A 21,410-nucleotide genomic window follows, 5' to 3' on the forward strand; every position below is an offset into this window, starting at 1 on the left:
TGCAGTCCGGTTATAGGTGACATGCCTGCTATCACCGCTGACACGATCAGCTTGCCGCGTATTGCTTCCGCTGCGCCGAGTGACACAGAACGCCCGGTGCGGTCCATCACCACCGGCCCTCGTGGCTATGAGGGCGAGGGCTTCCCGGTGGTCCGAGCCTTCGCCGGGGTCAGCCCGGCCGACCTCGACCCGTTCGTCCACCTGGACCAGATGGGTGAGGTCGAGTACGAACCCGGTGAACCGAGGGGCACCGACTGGCACCCGCACCGCGGGTTCGAGACGGTGACCTACATGATCGACGGCCGCTTCGCCCACCAGGATTCCCACGGTGGCGGCGGTCTGATCACCGACGGTGCCACGCAGTGGATGACCGCCGGGTCGGGCATCCTGCACATCGAGACGCCGCCGGCCGAACTGGTCGAGAGCGGCGGACTGTTCCACGGCCTGCAGCTGTGGGTGAACCTGCCCAAGAAGGACAAGTTCGCTGCCCCCAGGTACCAGGCCATCGAGGGCCCCGACGTCACCCTGTTGTCGTCGGACGACGGCGGCGCGCTCGTGCGCGTCATCGCCGGCGAGATCGGCGACGCCAAGGGCCCGGGCGGTACGCACACACCGATCACCATGGCGCACGCGACGATTGCGCCCGGCGCGCGCCTCGACCTGCCGTGGAACCGCAACTTCAACGCGCTCGTCTACATCCTGTCCGGACGTGGCAGCGTCGGACCCGTCGGCCATCCCATCCACCAGGGTCAGCTGGCGGTGCTGGGGCCGGGCGACCGGATCACCGTCGCCGCCGACGAAGGCCAGGATTCCAACCGGCCCGCGCTCGAGGTGCTGTTGCTCGGCGGTCAGCCGATCCGGGAACCGGTCTTCCACTACGGCCCGTTCGTGATGAACTCCAAGTCGGAGCTCATCGAGGCGTTCGAGGACTTCCAATCCGGCAAGTTCGGCACGATTCCGCCGAACGCGTTGAAGCCGCACCGCCCCGGGCACTGATCACGCGGGCGCGGTCTCCGGGTAGAGGAGTTCGAGCTCGCCGAGGCTGGCGGCGACGGTCACCAGAGGCAGCGCGGCCTCGACCGACAAGTTTCCGCCGCCGGTCTCGGCGCGCAGGGCGAGCACGAAATCGTCACTGATGGGTGTGCGCGCTGCGGCGTCGGCGTCTTCGGTGCCCATGATCCGGGCGCAGATCGACGCGGTGTGCGCTTCGAGGACCTCGCGGGCGGCGCGATACGGGGCCAGGGGCGGTGGCACGACGTCAGCGATGAGGTCGGCCGCCGCCCGCAACCGGACCGTCTGATTGGCCGCCCGGACCACCGGCGCCCGCAGTTCTGTCGCCCCGCTGCTCTCCGAAAGGAAGTGGCGCACCGCATCATCCACGGTCCGGGAGGCCGTCAGCGCGTCGAAGCTCAGGGCGTGCACCCGGTCTGTGGCAGCCTCGGAGGCGCCGCGGGTCACTCGCCGCACGGCCGCGGTCAGATACCGGGTACCGGCGACGCGCGCCGCTTCCAGCGCGCGCTGAACGACCGCCGCCGACCCGCGCGGCCACAGCAGCAGCGACACCACGATGCCGACCGCGGCACCCACCAACACGTTCTCGAGCCGGATCAGCCCGACGCGCCAGCCGGCCGGGCTGATCAGGTTGTAGATGGTGAGCACCAGCATGGTGAACATCGCCTGGCCCGCCACGAACGAGAACACATCGGGCACATAGGCCGAACCGAACGCCACGATGGGCAGGACGAACCACAGCAGGACGGGGTTCGCGCCGATCAGGTGGATCACCACGGTGCCGAGGAGGAATCCGATCGCGGTGCCGCCAACGGCGCGCAACACGCGGGTCCCGGTGGTCAGCGCGCTGCTGCGCAGTACCGACAGCGATGCCATGGCGATCCAGAAACCGTGCTGCAGGGGAAACAGATGGACGACGGCCACCGCAACGGCCAGGCCGATGCCGGTACGAAGGCTGTTCTGAACCACCACCGCTCGTGTCGCGACGAATCCCGACGGGATGGCTGACACGGCCTGGGATTCGGACAGCACGCGGTCGAGGTTCCCGGCCGCCGGCAGTCGCCGACCCAGGACGCGGGCCCACACCGGCCGGGCGTCGGCGTCGGCTGCCAGTCCGATGACGCGTCCGGTCGCCCCGATACAGGCCGAGAACGTGCGCAGCCGCAACAGCTTTCGGCCCGTCGCGACGGCCAGCAGGTCGTCCGGTTCGGCGCGGATCAGCTCGATGTCCTCGCGGTAGCGCCCGCGCGTGGCGGCCCGATGCGCGGTCAGGGCGTCGGCCAGGTCGGCGCGGTAGCGATCGCGGCCCGCGGCGCGCGGTGTGCTCAGCACCCGGGCGCAGTCGTTCAGTACCCGGATGGCCGGTTCGCGGGTCTCGGCGAGCAGGGAGCCGGTGGCGTCCGTGGCACGGTCGCACAGCCAGCGCAGGTCGTCGACGACCCGCACCAGGGCGCGGCTGCCGGCGGTCAGACCGACCGGGCGGAAGTCGGCGCCGAGGAAGTTGTCGCCCAGCACCTCCATCGCATCGAAGAGCTCCTGCGCCGTCGCGGACCCCTCGAGCCGGGCGGCCAGCAGGCGGCACACCTGCGCGGCGTGCTTGCGCAGGTCGTCGTGATGCGTGGGTGGCAACAGGAACAGCGCGGCCGGGACGGCAATGGCCCAGGCCACGGCCCAGCCGAGCAGTCGATCGGGGACGGGTCCCGCCGGCGTGCACACCGGCAGCACGAACGTCATCAAGGTGGAGCGCTGCCCGGCGGCGATGATCTCGCTGAGGACACCCGAGAACGTCACGAGCAGCCCGATGGCGAACATCGCCGGCACCGCCAGCCACGGATGGGGGGACAGCAAGGTGCCCAGCGTGATCAGGACCGCGCCGTTGAAGCCGAGCCCGGCGTAGGCCAGCGCCCGCGCCGGCCGGTTGCCGGGGAAATCCACCACCACCAGCAGCGCGACGGCGCCGAAGATCGCGAACATGGTCGTCTGCGACCGGCTTCCGACGGCGGTACCGACGGCCAGTCCGACGATCGCGACGACCGGGAGCACCACACCTGCGCGGGTCGCGCGCCGGAGGGCGTCGTATTCGGGGTCCTTGTCGCGCAACCGGCTGACGAGCTGCTGCCGGCGCAACGCCGGCGACTCTCGCGACACCACGCCCGCCATGGCGCCCAACATTAATTTGGCTGACGTCGACATGCGCCGGCAACAACACGCCTGTGGCCGCGGTGTTTCGCAGGCGCCGGCACACCGGCGGTCGTTCCTGGCCGGGCTACCGATCGGCGCCGGCCCGCGGCCGGGAACCGCACGCCGTGCAGCTTTCGGTTGTTGACAGATCTGCAAGTTTGCTGGGAGCAGCAATTTCGACGGCTGTCCCGCGCATACGAGCAGGGTCGGGCCGAGATCTATGGCACAATTTGACGATGCCGTACATCGCCACCCGTGGCCCGGGTCGCCCTCCCGCGGCGAAGGCGGCCGAAACTCGTGAGCGCATCCTGCGCGCCGCACGCGAGGTTTTCAGTGAACTTGGTTATGACGCAGCAACATTCCAAGCCATTGCGATCCGTGCGGATCTGACGCGCCCAGCGATCAACCATTACTTCGCGAACAAGCGTGTGCTCTACGGCGAGGTCCTCGATCAGACCAACGCCATGGTCGTCGCTGCGGGCCGTCGCCGGGCCGAGGAAGAGACCACCTTCATCCGGCGCCTGTCGTCGTTTTTCGTCGCCGCCATCCAGGCCGATTCCGAGGACCGGTCCGCTGCGGCGTTCCTGGTGACCTCGATCCTCGAGGCACAGCGACATCCCGAATTGCGCCAGGAGGAACACGACGCGCTCGTGGCCTCCCGTGACTTCGTGACCTGGGCCGTCACCGACGCCGTCGAACGCGGCGAACTGGCCGTCGACACCGAGGTGTCCACGGTGGTGGAGATGCTCATCGCGGTGATGTGGGGCATGGGGTTCTACGCCGGCTATGTCGGCAGCCACCAGGAGCTGACCGCCGTCATCGAGCGGCTCGAACTATTGCTGGCCAACAAGCTGTGGCAGGTCACCGAATAGACCGGCATCAGCTGGTACACCTGGTACATGGGCAGCGAGCGCTCCGACGACGACACCTGGGATATCGCGAGCAGTGTGGGTGCGACGGCGGTGATGGTGGCCGCCGCGCGGGCCGGGGAAACCGAACGCGATGACGCGCTGATCCGCGATCCGTTCGCGAAGATCCTGGTGGCCGGCGCGGGTACCGGCGTGTGGGAGACGATCCTCGACGCCGATTTCAACAACCGGATGGCCGGCGCCGATCCCGAGGTGGCCGCGGTCCTCGAGCACATGGGCAACTACCAGGCGGTGCGCACGCACTTCTTCGATGCCTACTTCGCCGACGCCGCCGCGGCCGGTATCCGTCAGGTGGTGATCCTGGCGTCCGGGCTGGATTCGCGGGCCTACCGATTGGACTGGCCGGCCGGCACGACGGTGTTCGAGATCGATCAGCCGAAGGTGCTCGAGTACAAGGACGAGACCCTGAAGGCGCATGGCGCGACGCCGGCGGCGACGCTGCATCAGCTGCCGATCGACCTGCGTAACGACTGGCCGAAAGCATTGCGGGAAGCCGGGTTCGACGATTCGGCGCCGACTGCCTGGCTGGCGGAAGGGCTGCTGATGTACCTGCCGGCTGACGCGCAGGACCGCCTCTTCGAGAACATCACCGCGCTGAGCGCGCCGGGTAGCCGCATCTCGGTCGAGACGGTCGGCGAGCACGCCGCCGAACGACGCCAGCGGATGCGGGACCGGTTCGACAAGCTCGCCGGCCAGTTCGGCATGGGGCAGGTGATGAACGTGCAGGATTTGATGTACGAGGATCCCGATCGCGCCGACGTGGCCGAGTGGCTGGACGCGCACGGCTGGTCGTCGACGTCGGTCACCTCGCAGGAGGAGATGCGCCGGCTGAATCGTTGGGTGCAGGTCGATACCGTCGATGACAAGGCGTTTTCCACCTTCGTGACGGCGCGCAAGGGCTGATCGCCAGCAGTTGACCCTTCTGCCCAACCGGCTGGTTGGTTAGGATTCCGGTGTTGCCTGGCTCACGTAAGGACGTTCGTCATGACCACCGAATCTGTCGCACCCGTCGCGACCACTGATATTCCGGCTGTCGTGGCCGGTCTTCAAAAGACTTACGCCACCGGGCGCACCCGCGACCTGCAGTGGCGCAAGCGCCAGCTACTTGCGCTGGCCCAGGCGATGGAGGAGAACGAGACGGCCATCGCCAAGGCGCTGGAGGCCGATCTCGGCCGCAAGCCATTCGAGGCCTGGCTCGCGGACAGCGTCGGCACCATCGCCGAGGCCAAGGACGCCGCCAAGAACTTGCACAAGTGGGCGAAACGTCGCTACCGCCTGCTGGAGCGCTCGCAGCTGCCCGGCCGCGGCTGGGTCGAGTACGAGCCCTACGGCACGGTGCTGATCATCGGCGCCTGGAACTTCCCGTTCTACCTCACGCTGGGCCCGCTGGTCGGTGCCATCGCCGCGGGAAACACGGTGGTGCTCAAGCCATCTGAGTTCGCCCCGGCCTCGTCGCGGCTGATGGTGGAACTGGTCGAGAAGTACCTGGACACCTCGGCGATCGCGGTGGTCGAGGGCGACGGCATGGTCAGCCAGGAGCTGATCGCGCAGGGCCTGGACCGCATCATGTTCACCGGTGGCACCGAGATCGGCAAGAAGATCATGGCCGCCGCAGCCGAGCACCTGACGCCGGTGACGCTGGAGCTCGGTGGCAAGAGCCCGGTGATCGTCGCGGCCGACGCCGACATCGACGTCGCCGCCAAGCGCATCGCCTTCGCCAAGGTGATCAACTCGGGCCAGATCTGCGTCGCGCCGGATTACGTGGTGGCCGAGAAGCCCATCCGTGACGAGTTGGTCGCCAAGATCCGGGACGCCGTCGTGGCGTTCACCGCCGACGATGCCGACGGTCTGCCGATCGTCACAGAGCGGCAGTTCAACCGGCTCAGTAGCTACCTCGGCACGGGTGGCGAGGTCGTCACCGGTGGCGGCACGAACCCGGCCCGGCTCACCATCCAGCCGACCGTCGTGGTCGACCCGCCGCTCGACGCACCGGTCATGACCGAGGAGATCTTCGGGCCCATCCTGCCGGTGATCACCGTCGACTCGCTCGATGACGCCATCGCGTTCGTCAACGCCCGGCCCAAGCCGCTGGCGGCGTATCTGTTCACCAAGGCCAAGGCCGTCCGCGAGCGGTTCATCCGTGAGGTCCCGGCCGGCGGCATGCTGGTCAACCATCTGATCTTCCAGGTCTCGACGGCGCGCTTGCCGTTCGGCGGCGTCGGACCGTCCGGCATGGGCGCCTACCACGGTCGCTACGGCTTCCTGGAGTTCAGCCACGCGAAGTCGGTCATGACCAAGCCGACGCGGCCCGACCTGGGCAAGCTCATCTACCCGCCGTACACCGACAAGGCGTGGAAGATCGCGCGCAAGTTCTTCTAGAGATCGCAGACCCGGCGGCACGGCGGTCAGCCGGTCGCCGTATACACAAGGGGTGGCCCCACCCGAAAATAGATGGGGCGGGCTGTCCAATTTCTGTTCCATGAGAGGAAACCCATGCCCGGAGTGCAGGATCGCGTCATTGCCGTCACCGGAGCCGGAGGCGGCCTGGGTCGTGAATACGCGCTGACGCTGGCCCGCGAAGGCGCTTGTGTCGTGGTCAACGACCTCGGCGGCGCCCGCGACGGCACCGGCGCCGGCCACAACATGGCCGACCAGGTCGTCGAGGAGATCAAGGCCGCCGGCGGCCGCGCCGTCGCCAACTACGACTCGGTGGCCGAGGCCGAGGGCGCCGAGAACATCGTCAAGACCGCGATCGAGGCGTTCGGCAAGATCGACGGTGTGGTGTCCAACGCGGGCATCCTGCGCGACGGCACCTTCCACAAGATGACCGCCGAGCAGTGGGACATCGTGCTCAAGGTGCACCTCTACGGCGGCTACAACGTCATCCGTGCCGCCTGGCCGCACTTCCGCGAGAACGCCTACGGCCGCGTCGTGGTCGCCACCTCGACCAGTGGTCTGTTCGGCAACTTCGGTCAGGCCAACTACAGCGCCGCCAAGCTGGGCCTGGTCGGCCTGATCAACACGCTGGCCCAGGAAGGCGCCAAGTACAACATCAAGCTCAACGCCGTCGCGCCGATCGCCGCGACCCGCATGACCGAGGACATCGTGCCGCCGGAGGTCTTCGCCAAGCTGTCGCCGGAGTACGTGGCGCCGGTGGTGGCGCAGCTGTGCAGCGAGGAGCTGCCCGAGACGGGCTCGATCTTCATCGTCGGCGGCGGCAAGGTGCAGCGCACCGCGCTGTTCCAGAACGACGGTGTCACCTTCGACCACGTGCCCAGCGTTGACGAGGTGGCCGCCAAGTGGGGCGAGATCACCGACCTGTCGGCCGCCAAGGCTGCTTCGTTCGCGCTCGGCTGATAGGTGAAAGCGCTTGTCGCACAGTCGCTGACGGGTCCATCGGGCCTCGCCTACACCGATGTCGATGACGCCGCAGACCCCTCGGGCAATGCGGTCGTCATCGATGTCGGTGCGGCCGGCGTCTGCTTTCCCGACCTGCTGCTGATCCGCGGCGAGTACCAGCTCAAGCTCCCACCCGGGTTCACCCCCGGCATGGAGGTGGCAGGTACCGTCCGGTCGGCGCCGGAGAGTTCTGGTTTCGTTGCCGGCCAGCGGGTTTCGGCGTTCACCATGATGGGCGGCTACGCCGAGCGCGCGCTGGCGCTGCCGGATTCGGTGATCCCGACGCCCGACGGCTTGGACGACGCCACGGCGGTCTGCCTGCTCGGCAACTACTACACCATGTACTTCGCGCTCGCTCGCCGCGGCAAGCTGCTGGCGGGGGAGACGGTGCTGGTGCTGGGCTCGGCCGGTGGCGTCGGGGTCGCGGCCATCCAGATCGCAAAGGCCATGGGCGCCAAGGTGATCGCCATGGTGCACCGGGTCGAGGCGCTGGACTTCGTGGCCTCTGTCGGTGCCGACGTGGTGCTGCCATTGGCCGACGGCTGGCGCGAAGCCGCGCTGGCGGCGACCGACGGTCGGGGAGTGGACCTGGTGGTCGACCCGGTCGGCGGTGAGGCGTTCGATGAAGCGATTCGGGTGCTGGCGCCCGAGGGTCGCCTGCTGGTGCTGGGTTTCGCTGCCGGACAGGGCATCCCGTCGGTGAAGGTGAACCGGCTGCTGCTGCGCAACATCAGCGTCGTGGGTGTCGGGTACGGCGAGTTCATCCGCCAGGTGCCCGGTTCGGCCGCCGAGGTCGGGGCGGGCCTGGCGAAGCTGGTCGAGGCCGGGTTGCGGCCGCCGGAGCCGATGCGCTTCGCGTTGTCCGACGGTGCCGCCGCCCTGCAGGCGTTGGCAGACGGCAAGATTCACGGCAAGGCTGTCCTGGAGCCGTAAGTGAACACCTTGGGAACAGTGCTGGTGGCGCTGGTCATCGCGATCGGCCTGGTCGGCATCGTGGTGCCGGTACTGCCCGGTGGATTGCTCGTGTTCCTGGCGATCGCGGTGTGGGCGGTGGCCGTCCACACCGCGACGTCATGGGTGGTGCTCGGTGTGGCGGCGGCGTTGTTCCTGGCCGGTGAGGTCATCAAATATCTCTGGCCGATGCGCCGGATGCGTCGCGCCGACGTGTCCACCCGCAGCCTTGTCGTCGGCGGAATCCTCGGCGTCATCGGGTTTTTCGTGATCCCGGTGCTGGGCCTGGCCCTGGGCTTCGTACTGGGCGTCTACCTGTCCGAGTACTCGGCGCTGCGGGACACCAGCCGGGCCTGGACGTCGACCAAGCACGCCATCAAAGGTGTCGCACTGGCCATGGGGGTGGAGTTGACGGCCGCGCTGCTGGCCGCGGCGGCGTGGGTGACGGGATTGGTGGTCGGTAGTTGAGCGCAGAGAGACGGACTTTCGACGCGTCGGCCGGTGAGCTGCTCCTGCACACCGGCGTCACCGGCAGTGCGGCGCGGATGGGACACCGGTTGACCATCGCGATGCGATCGTGGGCGGCGACCGTGGACGTGGACGGAGACGAACCCGTTGCGGTCGAGGTGACCGTCGACCTGGACTCGCTGGACGTGCTGACGGGCGAGGGCGGTATGACGCCGCTGTCGGGTGCCGAGAAGACACTGGTTCGCAACAATGCGCTGAAGACGTTGCAGGCCAAGCGCTTTCCGCGGGCGACGTTCCGCTCGTCGTCGATCGAGCGGGATGGCGACTCGTGGCGGCTTGTCGGGACCCTGGACCTCAGCGGTCAGAGCCGCGAGCAGAGCGTCGTCGTCCACGCGGTGGGGGACGACGCGGACCTGCGGATCACCGGTGAGGCGGTGGTACGGCACAGCGACCATCGCATCAAGCAGTTCTCGATGTTGATGGGCGCGATGAAAGTGGCCGACGAGGTCCGAGTGACACTCACCGCGCAACAGGCGAACCCGACCTAGCCCCTCAGCACCGTCCGCAACCGCCTCACCTGCTCATCGGTAACACCAATGGCGGCAAGGTAATTCGATAGCGAACCATACTCGGCTTCGACGACGGCCAGGGCCGCGTCCAGGTACTCCTCGCGGACGCCGAGCACCTCTTCGGTGAGCCGGGCTTCGGCGAACGTCACGACCTCGGCAGTCTCACCGGCCCGGGTCCGGATGGTCTCGAGGATGCCTTCGCGCAGCTGCGGTACGGCGTCGTTGCTCCGCAGGAAGTCGGTGAGGATCGCGTCACGCTCGATGCCGACGGCCCCCAGCACCGTCGCCACCGTGAAGCCGGTGCGATCCTTGCCGGCGAAGCAGTGCGCGATCACCGGCCGCGAGTCGGCGAGCATCGAAATGACCTGGCGTATCGCAAGATGCGCGCCGGGCAGGGTGGGGAAGCGGCGGTACTCCTCGACCATGAAGCGACCGGCGGCGACGGCGACGTCCTCGTCATCGGGCTTCGCGGTCATCATCTTCTCGAAGGCGTTCTCGTGCGGTGCCTCGGCGGTATCGGTGCCTGCCGCGGCCAGCTCGTGGAACGGCAGCAGGTGGATCGCGACGCCGTCGGGCACCTGGCCTGGGCCGCGGCGCTCGACCTCACGCAGCGACCGGAGGTCGGCTACGTCGGTGATGCCGTAGTGCTGCAACGCTTTACGGCCGTCTTCGACGAGCCCGCTGAGCTCGCTGGAGCGGAACAGCCGGCCGGGGGCGATGCCCGTCTCTTCGGCGACGTCGCGGAAGTTCCAGGCGCCGGCGAGTTCCAGACCAGTGGACCGCATCACTGACCCAACACCGCGGCCGCCAGTGCGGACTTCTCGCGGCCCAGTTCGGCGCGCGCGATGGTGCGCATGTGCACCTCGTCCGGTCCGTCGAACAGCCGCATCGCGCGGTGCCAGGCGTAGAGCCGGGCCAGCGGGACGTCGTCGCAGATCCCGGCGGCGCCGTGCACCTGGATGGCGCGGTCGATCACATCGCACGCGACCTGCGGGGCCACCGATTTGATCTGTGACACCAGGACATGCGCGGCCTTGTTGCCCTGCTGGTCGATGGTCCAGGCGGCCTTCTCACACAGCAGCCGGGCCTGGTCGATCTCGTTGCGGGACTTGGCAATCGACTCGCGCACCACGCCCTGCTCGGCCAGCGGCTTGCCGAACGCCACGCGCTTCTGCACCCGGTCGATCATCAACGCCAGGGCCCGCTCGGCGGCGCCGAGGGCGCGCATGCAGTGGTGGATGCGGCCCGGCCCCAACCGGGCCTGCGCGATGGCGAAACCGGAGCCCTCTTCGTGCAACAGGTTCTCCGCCGGTACTCGGACGTTGTCGAAGACGATCTCGCAGTGCCCGTGCTGGTCCTGCCACCCGAACACCGGCAGCGACCGCTGGATGTCCACACCCGGGGTATCGGCCGGCACCAGGATCATCGACTGCTGGGCGTGCGACGCGGCGTCGGGATTGGTGCGGCCCATCACGATCAGGATTTTGCAGCGCGGGTCGGCGGCGCCGGTGATCCACCACTTGCGGCCATTGATGACGTAGTCGCCACCGTCGCGCAGCATCGTCGTCTCGATGTTGCGGGCGTCGGACGACGCGACGGCGGGCTCGGTCATGGCGAAGGCGCTGCGGATCTCACCACCCAGTAGCGGATCGAGCCACTGCTTGCGCTGCTGCTCGTTGGCGAACAGGTGCAGGGTCTCCATGTTGCCGGTGTCCGGCGCCGCGCAGTTGATGGCCTCGGGCGCGATTTCCATGCTCCAGCCGGAAATCTCGGCCAGCGGGGCGTACTCGAGATTGGTCAGCCCCGACTCCGACGGCAAGAACAGATTCCACAGGCCACGCTTGCGCGCCTCGATCTTGAGCTCCTCGACCACCGGCGGCACCGTGTGGTCCTGCGGGCCCTTCTCCTCGCGGTAGGCGTGGTAGGAGGCCTCGGCCGGCAGCACGCGCTCGGTCATGAACTCGGTGAGCCTGTGCTGGTAATCCTGCGCTTTTGCCGACAACGCGAAGTCCATGACCGCCACGATAAGCCACTTGGTTAGACATGTGGAAGCGCGGCCCACTCCTCGGGAACAACGCGGACGTCACTGAGGTCGATGGCCACCATGAGCTCGTCGGCCAGCGGTCGGCCGGCGGCGTCGCACCGGTAGGCGCGGCGCCGTGTCGGCACCATGATGCCGTCGGCTTCGACGATCTCACTGACATAATGGTGGGCGGCGAACCCGCCGGCGATCTCGACGCGGTAGTCATGGCGCCGGATGAGGAAATCGCTGCCGAAGAAGAAGTCCTCCTCCCGGCTGTGACTGGCGAAGCCATCGGGATAGCGCACCCGCAGGCCGCGCCACCGCTCGCCGTGATCGAGGACGGGTTCGATTTCGGTGACGTCCATGCCCGGCAGTGCCATGAAGAACGGCGTGGTCAGGTACATCCACAACGCGTAGCCGTTGAAGTAGGCCCGCTGTAACGGATTCCACGGTGTGCTCAGCTCGTGGTCGGCGAAAGTTGTTCGCGGATCCGTCTGCACGGCCACCACCCGGCCGTCGAGCTTCTCGATGGCGACGCGAGCCGGGGTGAAGTCGGTGCGCTGATCCGGTGCGCCGAACGGCCGCACCGACGCCCACTGGCGTTGCGTCGCAACGGACATCCGTCGTGGCGCCGGGTCCTGCGGCAGTCCCTTGATGCCGAACAGTTTGCCACCGGTGACGATGGTCGCCTCCACAGAGCTCAGACTGCGCCACCGGTCCAGCCCGCCGTGCGCTTCCAACACCGAGCTCAGCAGATCTGTTGTCATCTGAGGCCTTTCGCCGCCGTTGCCTCCTATGCAACACAACCCGTCGCGGCGTGGCGTCCGCCGAAGGTGGCCCTGTCACTACCAGGAGTCGCGGGGACGGACTGGCGGGCCGTGGGCCGGAATGGTGTCCGGGGTATCCGGCGCTGTGTGAGGCGAAATCTCCCCACCACGGAGCCCGCCGTGCCGCCGAGTGGCAACTGAATTCGATCAGAGGAAAACGAATGTCTACGTATCGCGCCTTTCAGGTGACTGGCCAGGCCCATTTCGAGCTGGTGGAGCGGCCCTTGCTCGAGCCACCTCCGGGTCAGGTGCGCTTCCGCGTACAGAGCTGCGGGGTGTGCCACAGCGACGTCCTCGCCGTCGAGGGCCAGCGGCCCGACCCGCACCTGCCTGTGATACCCGGTCATGAAGCCGTGGGCGTCATCGACGCCATCGGCGCCGACGTCACCGGTTGGCACGTCGGTGACCGCGTCGGCGTCGGCTTCCTCGGTGGCCACTGCGGCGTCTGTTCATCCTGCCGCCGTGGTGATTTCGTCAACTGCAACGATCAGCCCTGGTTCGGCACCAACACCGACGGTGGCTATGCCGAGGTGGCGTATGCCCGGGCCAGCGGACTGGTCCGCATCCCCGAGGGAATCGACTCCGTGGCCGCCTCGCCGCTGCTGTGCGCCGGCATCACGACCTACAACGCTGTGCAGCTGGTCCATGCGGCGCCGGATTCGCTTGTGGCCGTGCAGGGTATCGGCGGTCTGGGACATCTGGGCGTGCAGTACGCCCGCAAGCTCGGCTACCGGGTTGCGGCCATCGCCCGGGGCACCGACAAGGCCGCGCTGGCCGCCGAGCTCGGCGCCGACCACTACATCGACAGTGCGGCAACCGATCCCGCTGAGGCGTTGCAGGAACTCGGCGGCGCTGAAGCCGTCGTGGCCACGGCGTCGAGCGGCTCGTCGATGGCGCCGCTGCTGGCCGGACTGAAGCCGCGCGGCCAGCTGATCGTCGTGGGTGTCGCCGGAGACCCGATTCCGGTGAACACCGTGGATTTGGTCACCGCCAGCCGATCGATCGTCGGCAGCCTCACCGGCACCCCCGTCGAAAACGAGGACGGCATGAACTTCAGTGCCGCGCACGGGGTTGCCGCGATGACCGAGGTCCTGCCGTTCGACGAAGCACCGAAGGCCTACGCGCGCATGATGTCCGGGGACGCGCGTTTCCGCGTTGTGCTCGATATGCAGGACCGGTAGCGCCTGCGTGCTCAGGCAGCTGTCGCGCGGTCGAGGTACGGCGTGATATTGCGCAGTGCACGGGCGACGTAGTCGTCCTTCTCGCCAACGGGTGCCACGTAGCGCAGGGCTTCGACAGCGGCGTCGACGCCCTCGCTACGGGCGATGAGCCACCCCGCCAGATACGCGGACGACAGGCAGCCGCCGGCCGTCGCGACGTTGCCCTTGGCGAACAGCGGTTGGTCAAGAACGTCCACTCCGGCGGCCTGCACCCAGGGCTTGGTCGTCGAGTCGGTGCACGCCGGAACTCCGTCCAAGAGGCCGAGTTTGGCGAGGACCAACGTGCCCGAGCACTGTGCAGCCAACAGTTGCCGGGACGGGTCCAGTTTCAGGCGCGCCATCAAACACTGGTCGGCGACCACCTCGCGAGTCCGAATGCCACTGCCGACGATGACCGCATCGGCGGTGCACGCCTGTTCCAGATCGATGTGGGATTCGATGACGACGCCGTTCATCGAACCGACTCGAGGGCTTGGGCTGGCGATGGACACGCGCCAGTCCGCCTTGCGGACTCGGTTGAGAACGCCCAGTGCGATCAGCGAATCGAGTTCGTTGTAGCCGTCGAAGGTGAGGATGGCGATGTGCATGATCCGAGCCTAGGGTCGCCAATTCAATACGATCAACAAATTGTCATGCATACAATGCGGGCATGGGTCGGGCTCGGTACAAAGCCGTCGTGGACGCGCTGGCTGCCGACATCCGCGCCGGCGTGATCCCTCCCGGCGCAAGGCTGCCGACCCACCGCGAACTCGCCGCGCGTGAAGGGCTGGCGCTGGTCACCGCGACCCGCGTCTACGCCGAACTCGCCGAGATGGGACTGGTCAGCGGTGAAGCCGGCCGGGGCACTTTCGTCCGGGAATCGTCGCTCCCGCTCCGCGACGACGTTTCGGAGCGGGCATTCGCCGACGATGTCGTGGATCTGAACTTCAACTATCCCTCGGTTCCGGGACAGGCCGACCAGCTGCGAAATGCGTTGCGGGGCCTGGCCTCGTCGGGTGATCTCGACGCCCTGTTGCGGTACCAGCCGCACGCTGGGCGGCTGCACGAGCGGGCCTCGGCCGCACTGCATCTGGAGCGACGCGGCCTGAGCGTCCCGGCCGAACGCGTGTTGATCGTCAGTGGCGCACAGCACGGGCTGGCGGTCACCGCGTTGGCGATGCTGCAACCCGGCGACGTGGTGGCCGTCGATGCCCTGAGTTACCCCGGCTTCAAGGTGCTGGCCCAGGTGCTCCGGCTCGAGATGGCGCCACTTCCTGCCGGGAACGAGGGACCCGATCTCGATGCGTTCGAGGAGCTGTGCCGTACGCGGCCGGTCCGGGCGATCTACACCATGCCGACGCTGCACAACCCGCTCGGCTGGGTGACACCGGCACCGTGCCGCGAGACCCTCGTCGGGATCGCGCGCCGGCACGGTGTGACGATCATCGAGGACGCGTCGTACGCATATCTGGTCGATCGCCCGCCCGCACCGCTGGCGGTACTCGCCCCGGAACTGACCGTCTACGTGTCGGGGCTGTCGAAGAGTGTGGCCACCGGCCTGCGCATCGGATTCGTGGTTCCGCCAGCACAATTCATCGGTGCCTTCGAACGCGCGATCCGGGGGACGACGTGGAACACACCACCGTTGGTCACCGCGATTGCCGCCGGTTGGCTCAATGACGGCACCGTCACCCGGCTGGAAGCGGACAAGCGAGCCGACGCCCGGCATCGGCAGGTGGTCGCGCGCGAAGTGCTGTCCGGACTGGACGTCGTGGGGAATCCGTCTTCGTACTTCCTGTGGCTTCCGCTGCCCGGTGAGGCGCGCGCCGATCAAGTGGCGACCGATCTGCTGCGCGAAACGGTGTCGGTGTCCACCGCAGAACCCTTCGCCATGACCAAGAACCCGCCGCACGCGATCCGGGTGGCGTTGGGTTCGGTGCAGATCGACGTCCTGGCTCGATCACTCGCGACCGTGAAGCATGTCATCGACGCCCACACGTGGTGACAGGTCGGAGTCCGCGAAGTCCAGGATCATCGCCGCGACGGCGTCCGGGAATTCCACATGCAGCCAATGACCGCCGGACTCGATGGTGCGGACGTCTGGCCGACCAAAACGCGAGGCGATGGCGTCGGCAAGCTCGCCGGTGACGAAACCGTCTGCGCCGCCGCGAATCACGAGCACCGCGCCCGGGAATGCGCTGGCGGCGGGCGCGTCGGCCGCGCCGTCGTTCCACACGTCGACGTAATGGCCGGCGACGCCCGGCACCAGGTGCCTGCCGATGTCGGTGAGCCGGTCGAGCTGGGCGTCGGTGAGATGGGGGGAGATCGCCGCCCGCGAGAGGCGCTGCGCGGCACTGTCGCCGTCGATAGCGTGGAACTGCGCGACCACGCCGCCGGGTAAGCGGGTGCCGCCCAACGGAACTGGGGTGAGCAGCACCAAGCCCCAGACCCGATCGGGATGCGCGGCCGCGACCAGCTCGGCGATCTGCGAACCGAGGCTCTGGCCGACCACGATGACCGGTCCGGCGATGCTGTCGATGACGGCGCCCGCCTCGGCGGCGAGCGATTCCAACGTGATGGCGCTTGTGTCCCTGGCGGTTCCGGCGCGACGACCGAACTCCGGCAGGTCGTAGCGCACGGTCGCGACTTTGTCGCCCAGGCCGTCGATCACGCCATCCCACACGGTCAGGTCGTCGAGGAAACCGTGAATGAGAAGTACGGTCGGGGCATTCGGGTCGTGAGCCAACGTCCGGACGACAGGGAACTCGATAGGGCACCTGATCTGCATGTGCGGCGCTCCTTTCGTCTCGCTTCCGGCACAACATCCACGATGACGGCACTCGCCGGAGGTTTGGGTCACCGCGGTGATCCTGGTACCGGCAGGGTCAGCCAGCGAGGGCCGAACTCAGGCTGAAGCGTGAACCGTCAGCTCAGTCACATCGCAGATCAACAGCGGATTCCCTCCCCGCGACGACTTCGGGGAGGGAATCCGGGTTCAGGCGGTCAGCGGCCCTGCAGGGCTGAGACGCGGTAGATGCCGTGGTGCCAGAACACGCCGGGCAGCGGCATGCCGGCGGGCGGAGCCGTGATCGACGGGGTGGCGACGATGGCCGGCGGACGGACATCGGGCCCGAGGGTCGTGGCGCCGGCAGCACCGGCCAGGCCGAGTGCCGAGCCGCCGAGAACGCCGGCGGCGATGATCGAGAGGCCGAAGGTGCGGGCTGTGCTGCTCATGTGAATTCTCCTGTGTCAGTGGGTTTTTCGTGTCTTGCTCCGGTGTGTTCCGGTGATGACTCAAGAGTGCCTGGCTGCGGAGCCCGCGGGTATCGGGTAATCGGCCGAGTTGTCGGAGGATTCCCGTGTCCCCTGATCGGGGGACACGCGGCCGTCAATTTGCGATCGGAGTTACTTTTCGCTGGTTGCCGTGCGACGCTGACGGCATGAACGACGAACGGGTTCGCGTGGTGGTGGGTGACGACCACCCGATGTTTCGCGACGGCGTCGTCCGCGCCCTGACGGCGAGTGGCGCCATCGAGGTGCTGGCCGAAGCCGACGACGGCACGTCGGCGTTGGAGGCCATCCGCACCCACAAGCCTCAGGTCGCCCTCCTGGATTACCGCATGCCCGGCATGGACGGCACCGAGGTGGCGGCAGCGGTGCTGCGCGACGGCCTGCCGACACGGGTGCTGCTGCTCTCCGCGCATGACGAGGCGGAGATCGTCTACCGGGCCCTGCAGGAAGGCGCGGCCGGCTTCCTGCCGAAAGAGTCGACACGTAGCGAGCTGGTCAACGCGATCCTCGAATGCGCGAAGGGCCGCGACGTCGTCGCGCCGAGCCTGGCCGCCGGGCTCGCGGGTGAGATCCGTCGGCGGGCCGAGCCGGACGCCCCGGTGCTGAGCCCGCGCGAACGCGAGGTGCTGCAGCTGATCGCCAAGGGGGCGACCATTCCCGCCATGGCCAAGGAGCTGTACCTGGCGCCGTCGACGGTCAAGACCCATGTGCAGCGGCTCTACGAGAAGCTCGGCGTCGGGGACCGCGCGGCGGCCGTGGCCGAGGCGATGCGTCGAAAGCTACTGGACTGACGTGAGGCCGATGCTCAGCCGGATCGGGGAGTACCTGGCTGCCGAACCAGTGCGGATTTCGGCCGGGCTACGGCTCCCGCTGATCGCGCTGATCGGTGTCCTGGTGTGGATCTGGGAAGTCGACCACTGGCTGCCCGAGCTGTACGCCGTGATCCTGGGCCTGTATGCCGTCGCCGCGGTGATCTGGCTGGTGGCGGTGCTACGCGGACCCGTGCCGCGCTGGGCAGACTGGGCATCGACCGGCATCGACCTGGTGGTGATCCTGGCGCTGTGCCTGGTGTCCGGCGGCGCGACCGCGGCCCTGCTGCCCGTCTTCTTCCTGTTGCCGATCTCGGTGGCGTTCCAGGACCGTCCGCTGATGACCGCGGCGATCGGCACCCTCACTGCCACGGGCTATCTGGCGGTCTGGATCTTCTACTCCAAACACGACGACCGCATGGGCCTGCCGAACATGGTCTACACGCACTTCGGCTTTCTCGTGTGGCTGGCGGTGGCCACCACTGTGTTGTGCTTCGTGTTGGTGCGTCGACAGGAGCGCGTGCAGGCCCTACAAGAGGTGCGTCGCCAATTGGTTTCCGAGGCCATGCAGTCCGACGAGCGGCACAACCGGGAGGTCGCCGAAGGGCTGCACGACGGCCCGTTGCAGACGCTGCTGGCGGCCCGGCTGCAGCTCGATGAGGTCCGGGAGCGGACCCCCGGGCCGGAACTCGACGCGGTCTACGCCGCGCTGGAAGACACGGCGACGGCATTGCGGTCGACGGTCACCGAGTTGCATCCGCAGGTGCTCGCCCAGCTCGGGTTGACGCCGGCGGTGCGGGAACTGGTGCGGCAGTTCGAATCTCGCGGCCGGATCGAGGTGCGGGCCGACCTCGAGGAGGTAGGTATGCCGGATTCGCAGCAGCTGCTGTACCGGGCGGCCCGCGAGCTGCTGACCAACATCGGCAAGCATGCACAGGCCACGACGGTGTCGGTGCGGTTGGGCCGCATAGGCGATCGCGTCGTCCTGACCGTCGCTGACGACGGCGTCGGGTTCGACCCCGGTGTGGTGTCACGGTACGTGGCCGACGGGCACATCGGGCTGGGCTCGCTGCTGGCGCGGCTCGACGCGATGGGCGGCTCGATGCTCGTCGACTCCGCGGTCGGCGGCGGAACTCGGGTGACAGTGACGTCGCCCCCCGAGCGCGAGCTGGGTGGCACTAGATAATTCGTCGCTGGGAGGGGCCCGCGGCGGTAGCGTCACGCCATGAAACTGCGCATCCTGGTCGGTCTGCTGGCCGCAGCGGTGGTGGCCTTGGTCGTCAACGCCGTGGTGGCGGACCACACCGGTCGCGCTGCGGAACCATTCGCCGGGGGCCACGTGCTCACACTCGACGGCCCAGACCTGAACGTCCGCGAGTACGGGCCGCCCGGTGACCGGGCAATCGTTCTGCTGCACGGATATTCGGCGTCCATCGAATGGTGGGAGAAGGTCGCCCCGGCCCTGGCGGCCCATCAGCGGGTGATCGCCGTCGACCTCGTCGGGCATGGTGGCTCCGAGGCGCCGACCGATGCCGCGCCGTATCACGCCGACGGTCAGGCCGCGGCCGTCCATCGCGCGCTCGAGGCGCTGGGTGTCCGGCACGCCGAACTGGTGGGGCATTCGATGGGCGGCGAGGTGGCTGCCGCATTCGCCACCAAGTACCCGGAAATGGTTGAGCGCGTTGCGGTTTCCGATACTCCCGCCGGCGAAGATCTGGTCGAGATGCCGTTGCTCGGCAGGATGCTGTGCTGGCCCGTCATCGGGCCCGCGCTGGACCGCTTCCGCGGCGTCGATGCGATCAGCGAAAGCTCGCTGCAGACCGGGTTTGCCGCCGACTACCCCGTTCCGGCGCTGGCATTCCGGTCCCTGAAACAGCTCAACTACGCGGGGGTGTGCGACTCGAAAGACCCCGGCCGGCCCGTGGTGGAGACGTTGAAGGAGCTGGGCAAGCCGGTGCTGGTGCTGTGGGGCGACAAGGACGTCCTGACGCCGACGGCGTCGAACGTCGCGCGCTACACCGCCGCGGGCCTGCCGCCGCACCTCATTGCGGGTTCCGGCCACAGCCCGATGGTCGAGAAGCCGGACCAGTTCCTCGCGGCGATAGGCGATTTCGTCCGCTGACGAGTGCCCGGCGGCCCGCGCCGGCGCAAGGCGCGAACACAATGTGACGCTGTGAGCTTCGCCGTGTCGCTATTTTGCATCACGGCGCTCACAGCCGCACATTGTGTCCGGCACCGACACGAAAAAGCCTCCAATCCATCGGGATTGGAGGCATTTTCGTGTGTAGCGCTACAGCGCGGCGAGGATGTCGTTGACGCGGTCGCGGGCGTCGCCGAACAGCATCTGGCTGTTGTCGCGGAAGAACAGCGGGTTCTGCACGCCGGCGTAGCCGGAGGCCATGGAGCGCTTGAACACGATGACGTTGTTGGCGTTCCACACCGTGAGCACCGGCATGCCGGCGATCGGGCTGCCCGGGTCTTCGGAGGCGGCGGGGTTGACGGTGTCGTTGGCGCCGATGACGAGCACGACGTCGGTGTCGTCGAAGTCGTCGTTGATCTCGTCCATCTCGAGGACGATGTCGTAGGGCACCTTGGCCTCGGCGAGCAGCACGTTCATGTGGCCGGGCAGGCGGCCGGCGACGGGGTGGATGCCGAAGCGGACGTTGACGCCCTTGTCGCGCAGCTTGCGGGTCAGGTCGGCGACGCCGTACTGGGCCTGGGCGACGGCCATGCCGTAGCCGGGCGTGATGATGACCGAGCTGGCGGAGGCGAGCATCTCGGCGGCGCCTTCGGCGGTGATCTCGCGGTGCTCGCCGTAGTCCTTGTCCTCGGCGGGGCCGGCCTCGATACCGAAGCCGCCGGCGATGACGGAGATGAAGGACCGGTTCATGGCCTTGCACATGATGTAGGACAGGTAGGCACCGGAGGAGCCGACGAGCGCGCCGGTGATGATCAGCAGGTCGTTGGACAGCAGGAAGCCCGAGGCGGCCGCGGCCCAACCGGAGTAGCTGTTGAGCATCGACACGACCACGGGCATGTCGCCACCGCCGATGGAGGCGACCAGGTGCCAGCCCAGCAGCAGCGCCAGGACGGTGACGCCGACCAGCAGCCACAGGTTCGGGGAGATGCAGAACCACACGGTCAGCGCGATGAACACCACCAGCGAGCCGACGTTGAGGAAGTTCTTGCCGGGCAGCATCAGGGGCGCGGACTTGATCTTGGCCGACAGCTTCAGGTTGGCCACGATCGAACCGGTGAAGGTCACCGCGCCGATGAACACGCCGATGAAGACCTCGGCGGAGTGGATGCCGAGCATGCCTTCCTTGGCGAGCTCGAGGGCGCCCTGGCTGTTCGGGTCGAACTCGGCGTGCAGGTAGCCGCTCCAGCCGACCAGCACGGCGGCCAGACCCACGAAGCTGTGCAGCAGCGCGATCAGTTCGGGCATGCCGGTCATCTCGACGATGCGGGCGCGCCACAGGCCGATGGCGGCACCGATGGCCATGGCGCCGATCAGCAGCGCCAGGCCCAGGGGCTCGATCTGCTTGTTGATGGCCAGGACGATGGTGGCGACCAGGGCGACGCCCATGCCGGCCATGCCGAAGGCGTTACCGGCTTTGGAGGTCTCGTGCTTGGACAGGCCGGCCAGAGCGAGGATGAACAACAGGGCGGCGACGACGTAGGCCGCGTTCGCCACGTTGGTGATGGTTTCTGCGTTGAACATGAATCCGTTCCAAAGGTTCTTTAGGTCAGCAG

Annotated in this window: 21 protein-coding genes; 13 read left to right on the forward strand and 8 right to left on the reverse strand. The window is 68.0% G+C overall.

What is annotated here, in order from left to right:
• Positions 1 to 21: 21 nt before the first annotated feature.
• Entirely contained in the window at positions 22 to 996 is a 975-nt protein-coding gene (locus tag ACJH6J_RS02815) for a pirin family protein (RefSeq protein ID WP_406774757.1), read from the forward strand.
• Here ACJH6J_RS02815 and ACJH6J_RS02820 read toward each other — a convergent pair whose 3' ends face one another.
• A complete protein-coding gene (locus tag ACJH6J_RS02820) occupies positions 997 to 3,171 on the reverse strand; it encodes an FUSC family protein (protein ID WP_406774758.1) in 2,175 nt (724 codons plus the stop codon).
• A 257-nt stretch (positions 3,172 to 3,428) separates the two neighbouring features.
• Between ACJH6J_RS02820 and ACJH6J_RS02825 the strand changes: the two genes are divergently transcribed.
• The 7 genes from ACJH6J_RS02825 (at position 3,429) to ACJH6J_RS02855 (ending at position 9,487) form a co-directional block, all read left to right on the forward strand.
• On the forward strand, positions 3,429 to 4,064 hold the full coding sequence (locus ACJH6J_RS02825) for a TetR/AcrR family transcriptional regulator (RefSeq protein ID WP_406774759.1): 636 nt from the start codon (positions 3,429 to 3,431) through the stop codon (positions 4,062 to 4,064).
• 27 nt (positions 4,065 to 4,091) lie between these two features.
• Complete coding sequence (locus ACJH6J_RS02830; protein ID WP_406774760.1) at positions 4,092 to 5,024, forward strand: class I SAM-dependent methyltransferase; 933 nt, start codon at positions 4,092 to 4,094, stop codon at positions 5,022 to 5,024.
• 81 nt (positions 5,025 to 5,105) lie between these two features.
• Positions 5,106 to 6,500 carry an aldehyde dehydrogenase family protein gene (locus ACJH6J_RS02835; RefSeq protein ID WP_406774761.1) on the forward strand — a complete coding sequence of 465 codons (1,395 nt, stop codon included), beginning with the start codon at positions 5,106 to 5,108 and terminating at the stop codon, positions 6,498 to 6,500.
• 114 nt (positions 6,501 to 6,614) lie between these two features.
• Positions 6,615 to 7,478: an SDR family oxidoreductase gene (locus tag ACJH6J_RS02840; protein ID WP_212807872.1), complete on the forward strand. Its 864-nt coding sequence runs from the start codon at positions 6,615 to 6,617 to the stop codon at positions 7,476 to 7,478.
• Between the two features lie 3 nt (positions 7,479 to 7,481).
• Positions 7,482 to 8,453 carry an NADPH:quinone oxidoreductase family protein gene (locus ACJH6J_RS02845; RefSeq protein WP_212807873.1) on the forward strand — a complete coding sequence of 324 codons (972 nt, stop codon included), beginning with the start codon at positions 7,482 to 7,484 and terminating at the stop codon, positions 8,451 to 8,453.
• Complete coding sequence (locus tag ACJH6J_RS02850; RefSeq protein ID WP_212807874.1) at positions 8,454 to 8,939, forward strand: DUF456 domain-containing protein; 486 nt, start codon at positions 8,454 to 8,456, stop codon at positions 8,937 to 8,939.
• On the forward strand, positions 8,936 to 9,487 hold the full coding sequence (locus tag ACJH6J_RS02855) for a YceI family protein (protein ID WP_212807875.1): 552 nt from the start codon (positions 8,936 to 8,938) through the stop codon (positions 9,485 to 9,487). The genes ACJH6J_RS02850 and ACJH6J_RS02855 overlap by 4 nt, the downstream gene beginning before the upstream one ends.
• Here the strand turns inward: ACJH6J_RS02855 and ACJH6J_RS02860 are convergent.
• The 3 genes from ACJH6J_RS02860 to ACJH6J_RS02870 are packed head-to-tail and all read right to left on the reverse strand — an operon-like array spanning position 9,484 to position 12,298.
• Positions 9,484 to 10,293 (reverse strand): tyrosine-protein phosphatase, encoded by an 810-nt coding sequence (locus tag ACJH6J_RS02860; protein ID WP_212807876.1) that lies wholly within the window; start codon positions 10,291 to 10,293, stop codon positions 9,484 to 9,486. The genes ACJH6J_RS02855 and ACJH6J_RS02860 overlap by 4 nt on opposite strands.
• Positions 10,293 to 11,510 (reverse strand): acyl-CoA dehydrogenase family protein, encoded by a 1,218-nt coding sequence (locus ACJH6J_RS02865; RefSeq protein ID WP_406774807.1) that lies wholly within the window; start codon positions 11,508 to 11,510, stop codon positions 10,293 to 10,295. Before ACJH6J_RS02865 ends, ACJH6J_RS02860 begins: the two co-directional genes overlap by 1 nt.
• Positions 11,511 to 11,545: 35 nt before the next feature.
• Positions 11,546 to 12,298 carry a hypothetical protein gene (locus ACJH6J_RS02870; RefSeq protein WP_212807878.1) on the reverse strand — a complete coding sequence of 251 codons (753 nt, stop codon included), beginning with the start codon at positions 12,296 to 12,298 and terminating at the stop codon, positions 11,546 to 11,548.
• 221 nt (positions 12,299 to 12,519) lie between these two features.
• Here ACJH6J_RS02870 and ACJH6J_RS02875 point away from each other — a divergent pair, with 221 nt between their 5' ends.
• On the forward strand, positions 12,520 to 13,539 hold the full coding sequence (locus ACJH6J_RS02875; RefSeq protein WP_212807879.1) for an alcohol dehydrogenase catalytic domain-containing protein: 1,020 nt from the start codon (positions 12,520 to 12,522) through the stop codon (positions 13,537 to 13,539).
• Positions 13,540 to 13,550: 11 nt separating this feature from the next.
• Here the strand turns inward: ACJH6J_RS02875 and ACJH6J_RS02880 are convergent, their stop codons facing one another.
• Entirely contained in the window at positions 13,551 to 14,165 is a 615-nt protein-coding gene (locus ACJH6J_RS02880; protein WP_212807880.1) for a DJ-1/PfpI family protein, read from the reverse strand.
• A 62-nt stretch (positions 14,166 to 14,227) separates the two neighbouring features.
• Here ACJH6J_RS02880 and ACJH6J_RS02885 point away from each other — a divergent pair, with 62 nt between their 5' ends.
• A complete protein-coding gene (locus ACJH6J_RS02885; RefSeq protein WP_212807881.1) occupies positions 14,228 to 15,562 on the forward strand; it encodes a PLP-dependent aminotransferase family protein in 1,335 nt (444 codons plus the stop codon).
• Here the strand turns inward: ACJH6J_RS02885 and ACJH6J_RS02890 are convergent.
• Both ACJH6J_RS02890 and ACJH6J_RS02895 read right to left on the reverse strand, forming a co-directional pair.
• Positions 15,518 to 16,345: an alpha/beta fold hydrolase gene (locus tag ACJH6J_RS02890; protein ID WP_212807882.1), complete on the reverse strand. Its 828-nt coding sequence runs from the start codon at positions 16,343 to 16,345 to the stop codon at positions 15,518 to 15,520. The genes ACJH6J_RS02885 and ACJH6J_RS02890 overlap by 45 nt on opposite strands.
• Before the next feature lie 215 nt (positions 16,346 to 16,560).
• On the reverse strand, positions 16,561 to 16,791 hold the full coding sequence (locus ACJH6J_RS02895; protein ID WP_212807883.1) for a hypothetical protein: 231 nt from the start codon (positions 16,789 to 16,791) through the stop codon (positions 16,561 to 16,563).
• Positions 16,792 to 16,997: 206 nt separating this feature from the next.
• Here ACJH6J_RS02895 and ACJH6J_RS02900 point away from each other — a divergent pair, with 206 nt between their 5' ends.
• The 3 genes from ACJH6J_RS02900 to ACJH6J_RS02910 are packed head-to-tail and all read left to right on the forward strand — an operon-like array spanning position 16,998 to position 19,779.
• Entirely contained in the window at positions 16,998 to 17,639 is a 642-nt protein-coding gene (locus tag ACJH6J_RS02900; protein WP_212807884.1) for a response regulator transcription factor, read from the forward strand.
• Positions 17,640 to 17,649: 10 nt separating this feature from the next.
• Positions 17,650 to 18,843 carry a sensor histidine kinase gene (locus ACJH6J_RS02905; RefSeq protein ID WP_406803484.1) on the forward strand — a complete coding sequence of 398 codons (1,194 nt, stop codon included), beginning with the start codon at positions 17,650 to 17,652 and terminating at the stop codon, positions 18,841 to 18,843.
• Between the two features lie 39 nt (positions 18,844 to 18,882).
• Positions 18,883 to 19,779, forward strand: a complete 897-nt coding sequence (locus tag ACJH6J_RS02910; RefSeq protein ID WP_212807886.1) for an alpha/beta fold hydrolase — start codon at positions 18,883 to 18,885, stop codon at positions 19,777 to 19,779.
• A 168-nt stretch (positions 19,780 to 19,947) separates the two neighbouring features.
• Here ACJH6J_RS02910 and pntB read toward each other — a convergent pair whose 3' ends face one another.
• Positions 19,948 to 21,378 carry a Re/Si-specific NAD(P)(+) transhydrogenase subunit beta gene (gene pntB / locus ACJH6J_RS02915; RefSeq protein WP_406803485.1) on the reverse strand — a complete coding sequence of 477 codons (1,431 nt, stop codon included), beginning with the start codon at positions 21,376 to 21,378 and terminating at the stop codon, positions 19,948 to 19,950.
• Positions 21,379 to 21,410: the final 32 nt, after the last annotated feature.

It is taken from the genome of Mycobacterium sp. SMC-18 (assembly GCF_045310895.1).
Taxonomy (GTDB): domain Bacteria; phylum Actinomycetota; class Actinomycetes; order Mycobacteriales; family Mycobacteriaceae; genus Mycobacterium.

What these genes read in the sequence shown, in the direction of transcription:
- ACJH6J_RS02815 (WP_406774757.1), top strand. Translation starts at nt 22, where the DNA reads ATGCCTGCTATCACCGCTGACACGATCAGCTTGCCGCGTATTGCTTCC.
- ACJH6J_RS02820 (WP_406774758.1), bottom strand. Translation starts at nt 3,171, where the DNA reads ATGGCGGGCGTGGTGTCGCGAGAGTCGCCGGCGTTGCGCCGGCAGCAG.
- ACJH6J_RS02825 (WP_406774759.1), top strand. Translation starts at nt 3,429, where the DNA reads ATGCCGTACATCGCCACCCGTGGCCCGGGTCGCCCTCCCGCGGCGAAG.
- ACJH6J_RS02830 (WP_406774760.1), top strand. Translation starts at nt 4,092, where the DNA reads ATGGGCAGCGAGCGCTCCGACGACGACACCTGGGATATCGCGAGCAGT.
- ACJH6J_RS02835 (WP_406774761.1), top strand. Translation starts at nt 5,106, where the DNA reads ATGACCACCGAATCTGTCGCACCCGTCGCGACCACTGATATTCCGGCT.
- ACJH6J_RS02840 (WP_212807872.1), top strand. Translation starts at nt 6,615, where the DNA reads ATGCCCGGAGTGCAGGATCGCGTCATTGCCGTCACCGGAGCCGGAGGC.
- ACJH6J_RS02860 (WP_212807876.1), bottom strand. Translation starts at nt 10,293, where the DNA reads ATGCGGTCCACTGGTCTGGAACTCGCCGGCGCCTGGAACTTCCGCGAC.
- ACJH6J_RS02870 (WP_212807878.1), bottom strand. Translation starts at nt 12,298, where the DNA reads ATGACAACAGATCTGCTGAGCTCGGTGTTGGAAGCGCACGGCGGGCTG.
- ACJH6J_RS02875 (WP_212807879.1), top strand. Translation starts at nt 12,520, where the DNA reads ATGTCTACGTATCGCGCCTTTCAGGTGACTGGCCAGGCCCATTTCGAG.
- ACJH6J_RS02880 (WP_212807880.1), bottom strand. Translation starts at nt 14,165, where the DNA reads ATGCACATCGCCATCCTCACCTTCGACGGCTACAACGAACTCGATTCG.
- ACJH6J_RS02885 (WP_212807881.1), top strand. Translation starts at nt 14,228, where the DNA reads ATGGGTCGGGCTCGGTACAAAGCCGTCGTGGACGCGCTGGCTGCCGAC.
- ACJH6J_RS02890 (WP_212807882.1), bottom strand. Translation starts at nt 16,345, where the DNA reads ATGCAGATCAGGTGCCCTATCGAGTTCCCTGTCGTCCGGACGTTGGCT.
- ACJH6J_RS02895 (WP_212807883.1), bottom strand. Translation starts at nt 16,791, where the DNA reads ATGAGCAGCACAGCCCGCACCTTCGGCCTCTCGATCATCGCCGCCGGC.
- ACJH6J_RS02900 (WP_212807884.1), top strand. Translation starts at nt 16,998, where the DNA reads ATGAACGACGAACGGGTTCGCGTGGTGGTGGGTGACGACCACCCGATG.
- ACJH6J_RS02905 (WP_406803484.1), top strand. Translation starts at nt 17,650, where the DNA reads ATGCTCAGCCGGATCGGGGAGTACCTGGCTGCCGAACCAGTGCGGATT.
- ACJH6J_RS02910 (WP_212807886.1), top strand. Translation starts at nt 18,883, where the DNA reads ATGAAACTGCGCATCCTGGTCGGTCTGCTGGCCGCAGCGGTGGTGGCC.
- pntB (WP_406803485.1), bottom strand. Translation starts at nt 21,378, where the DNA reads ATGTTCAACGCAGAAACCATCACCAACGTGGCGAACGCGGCCTACGTC.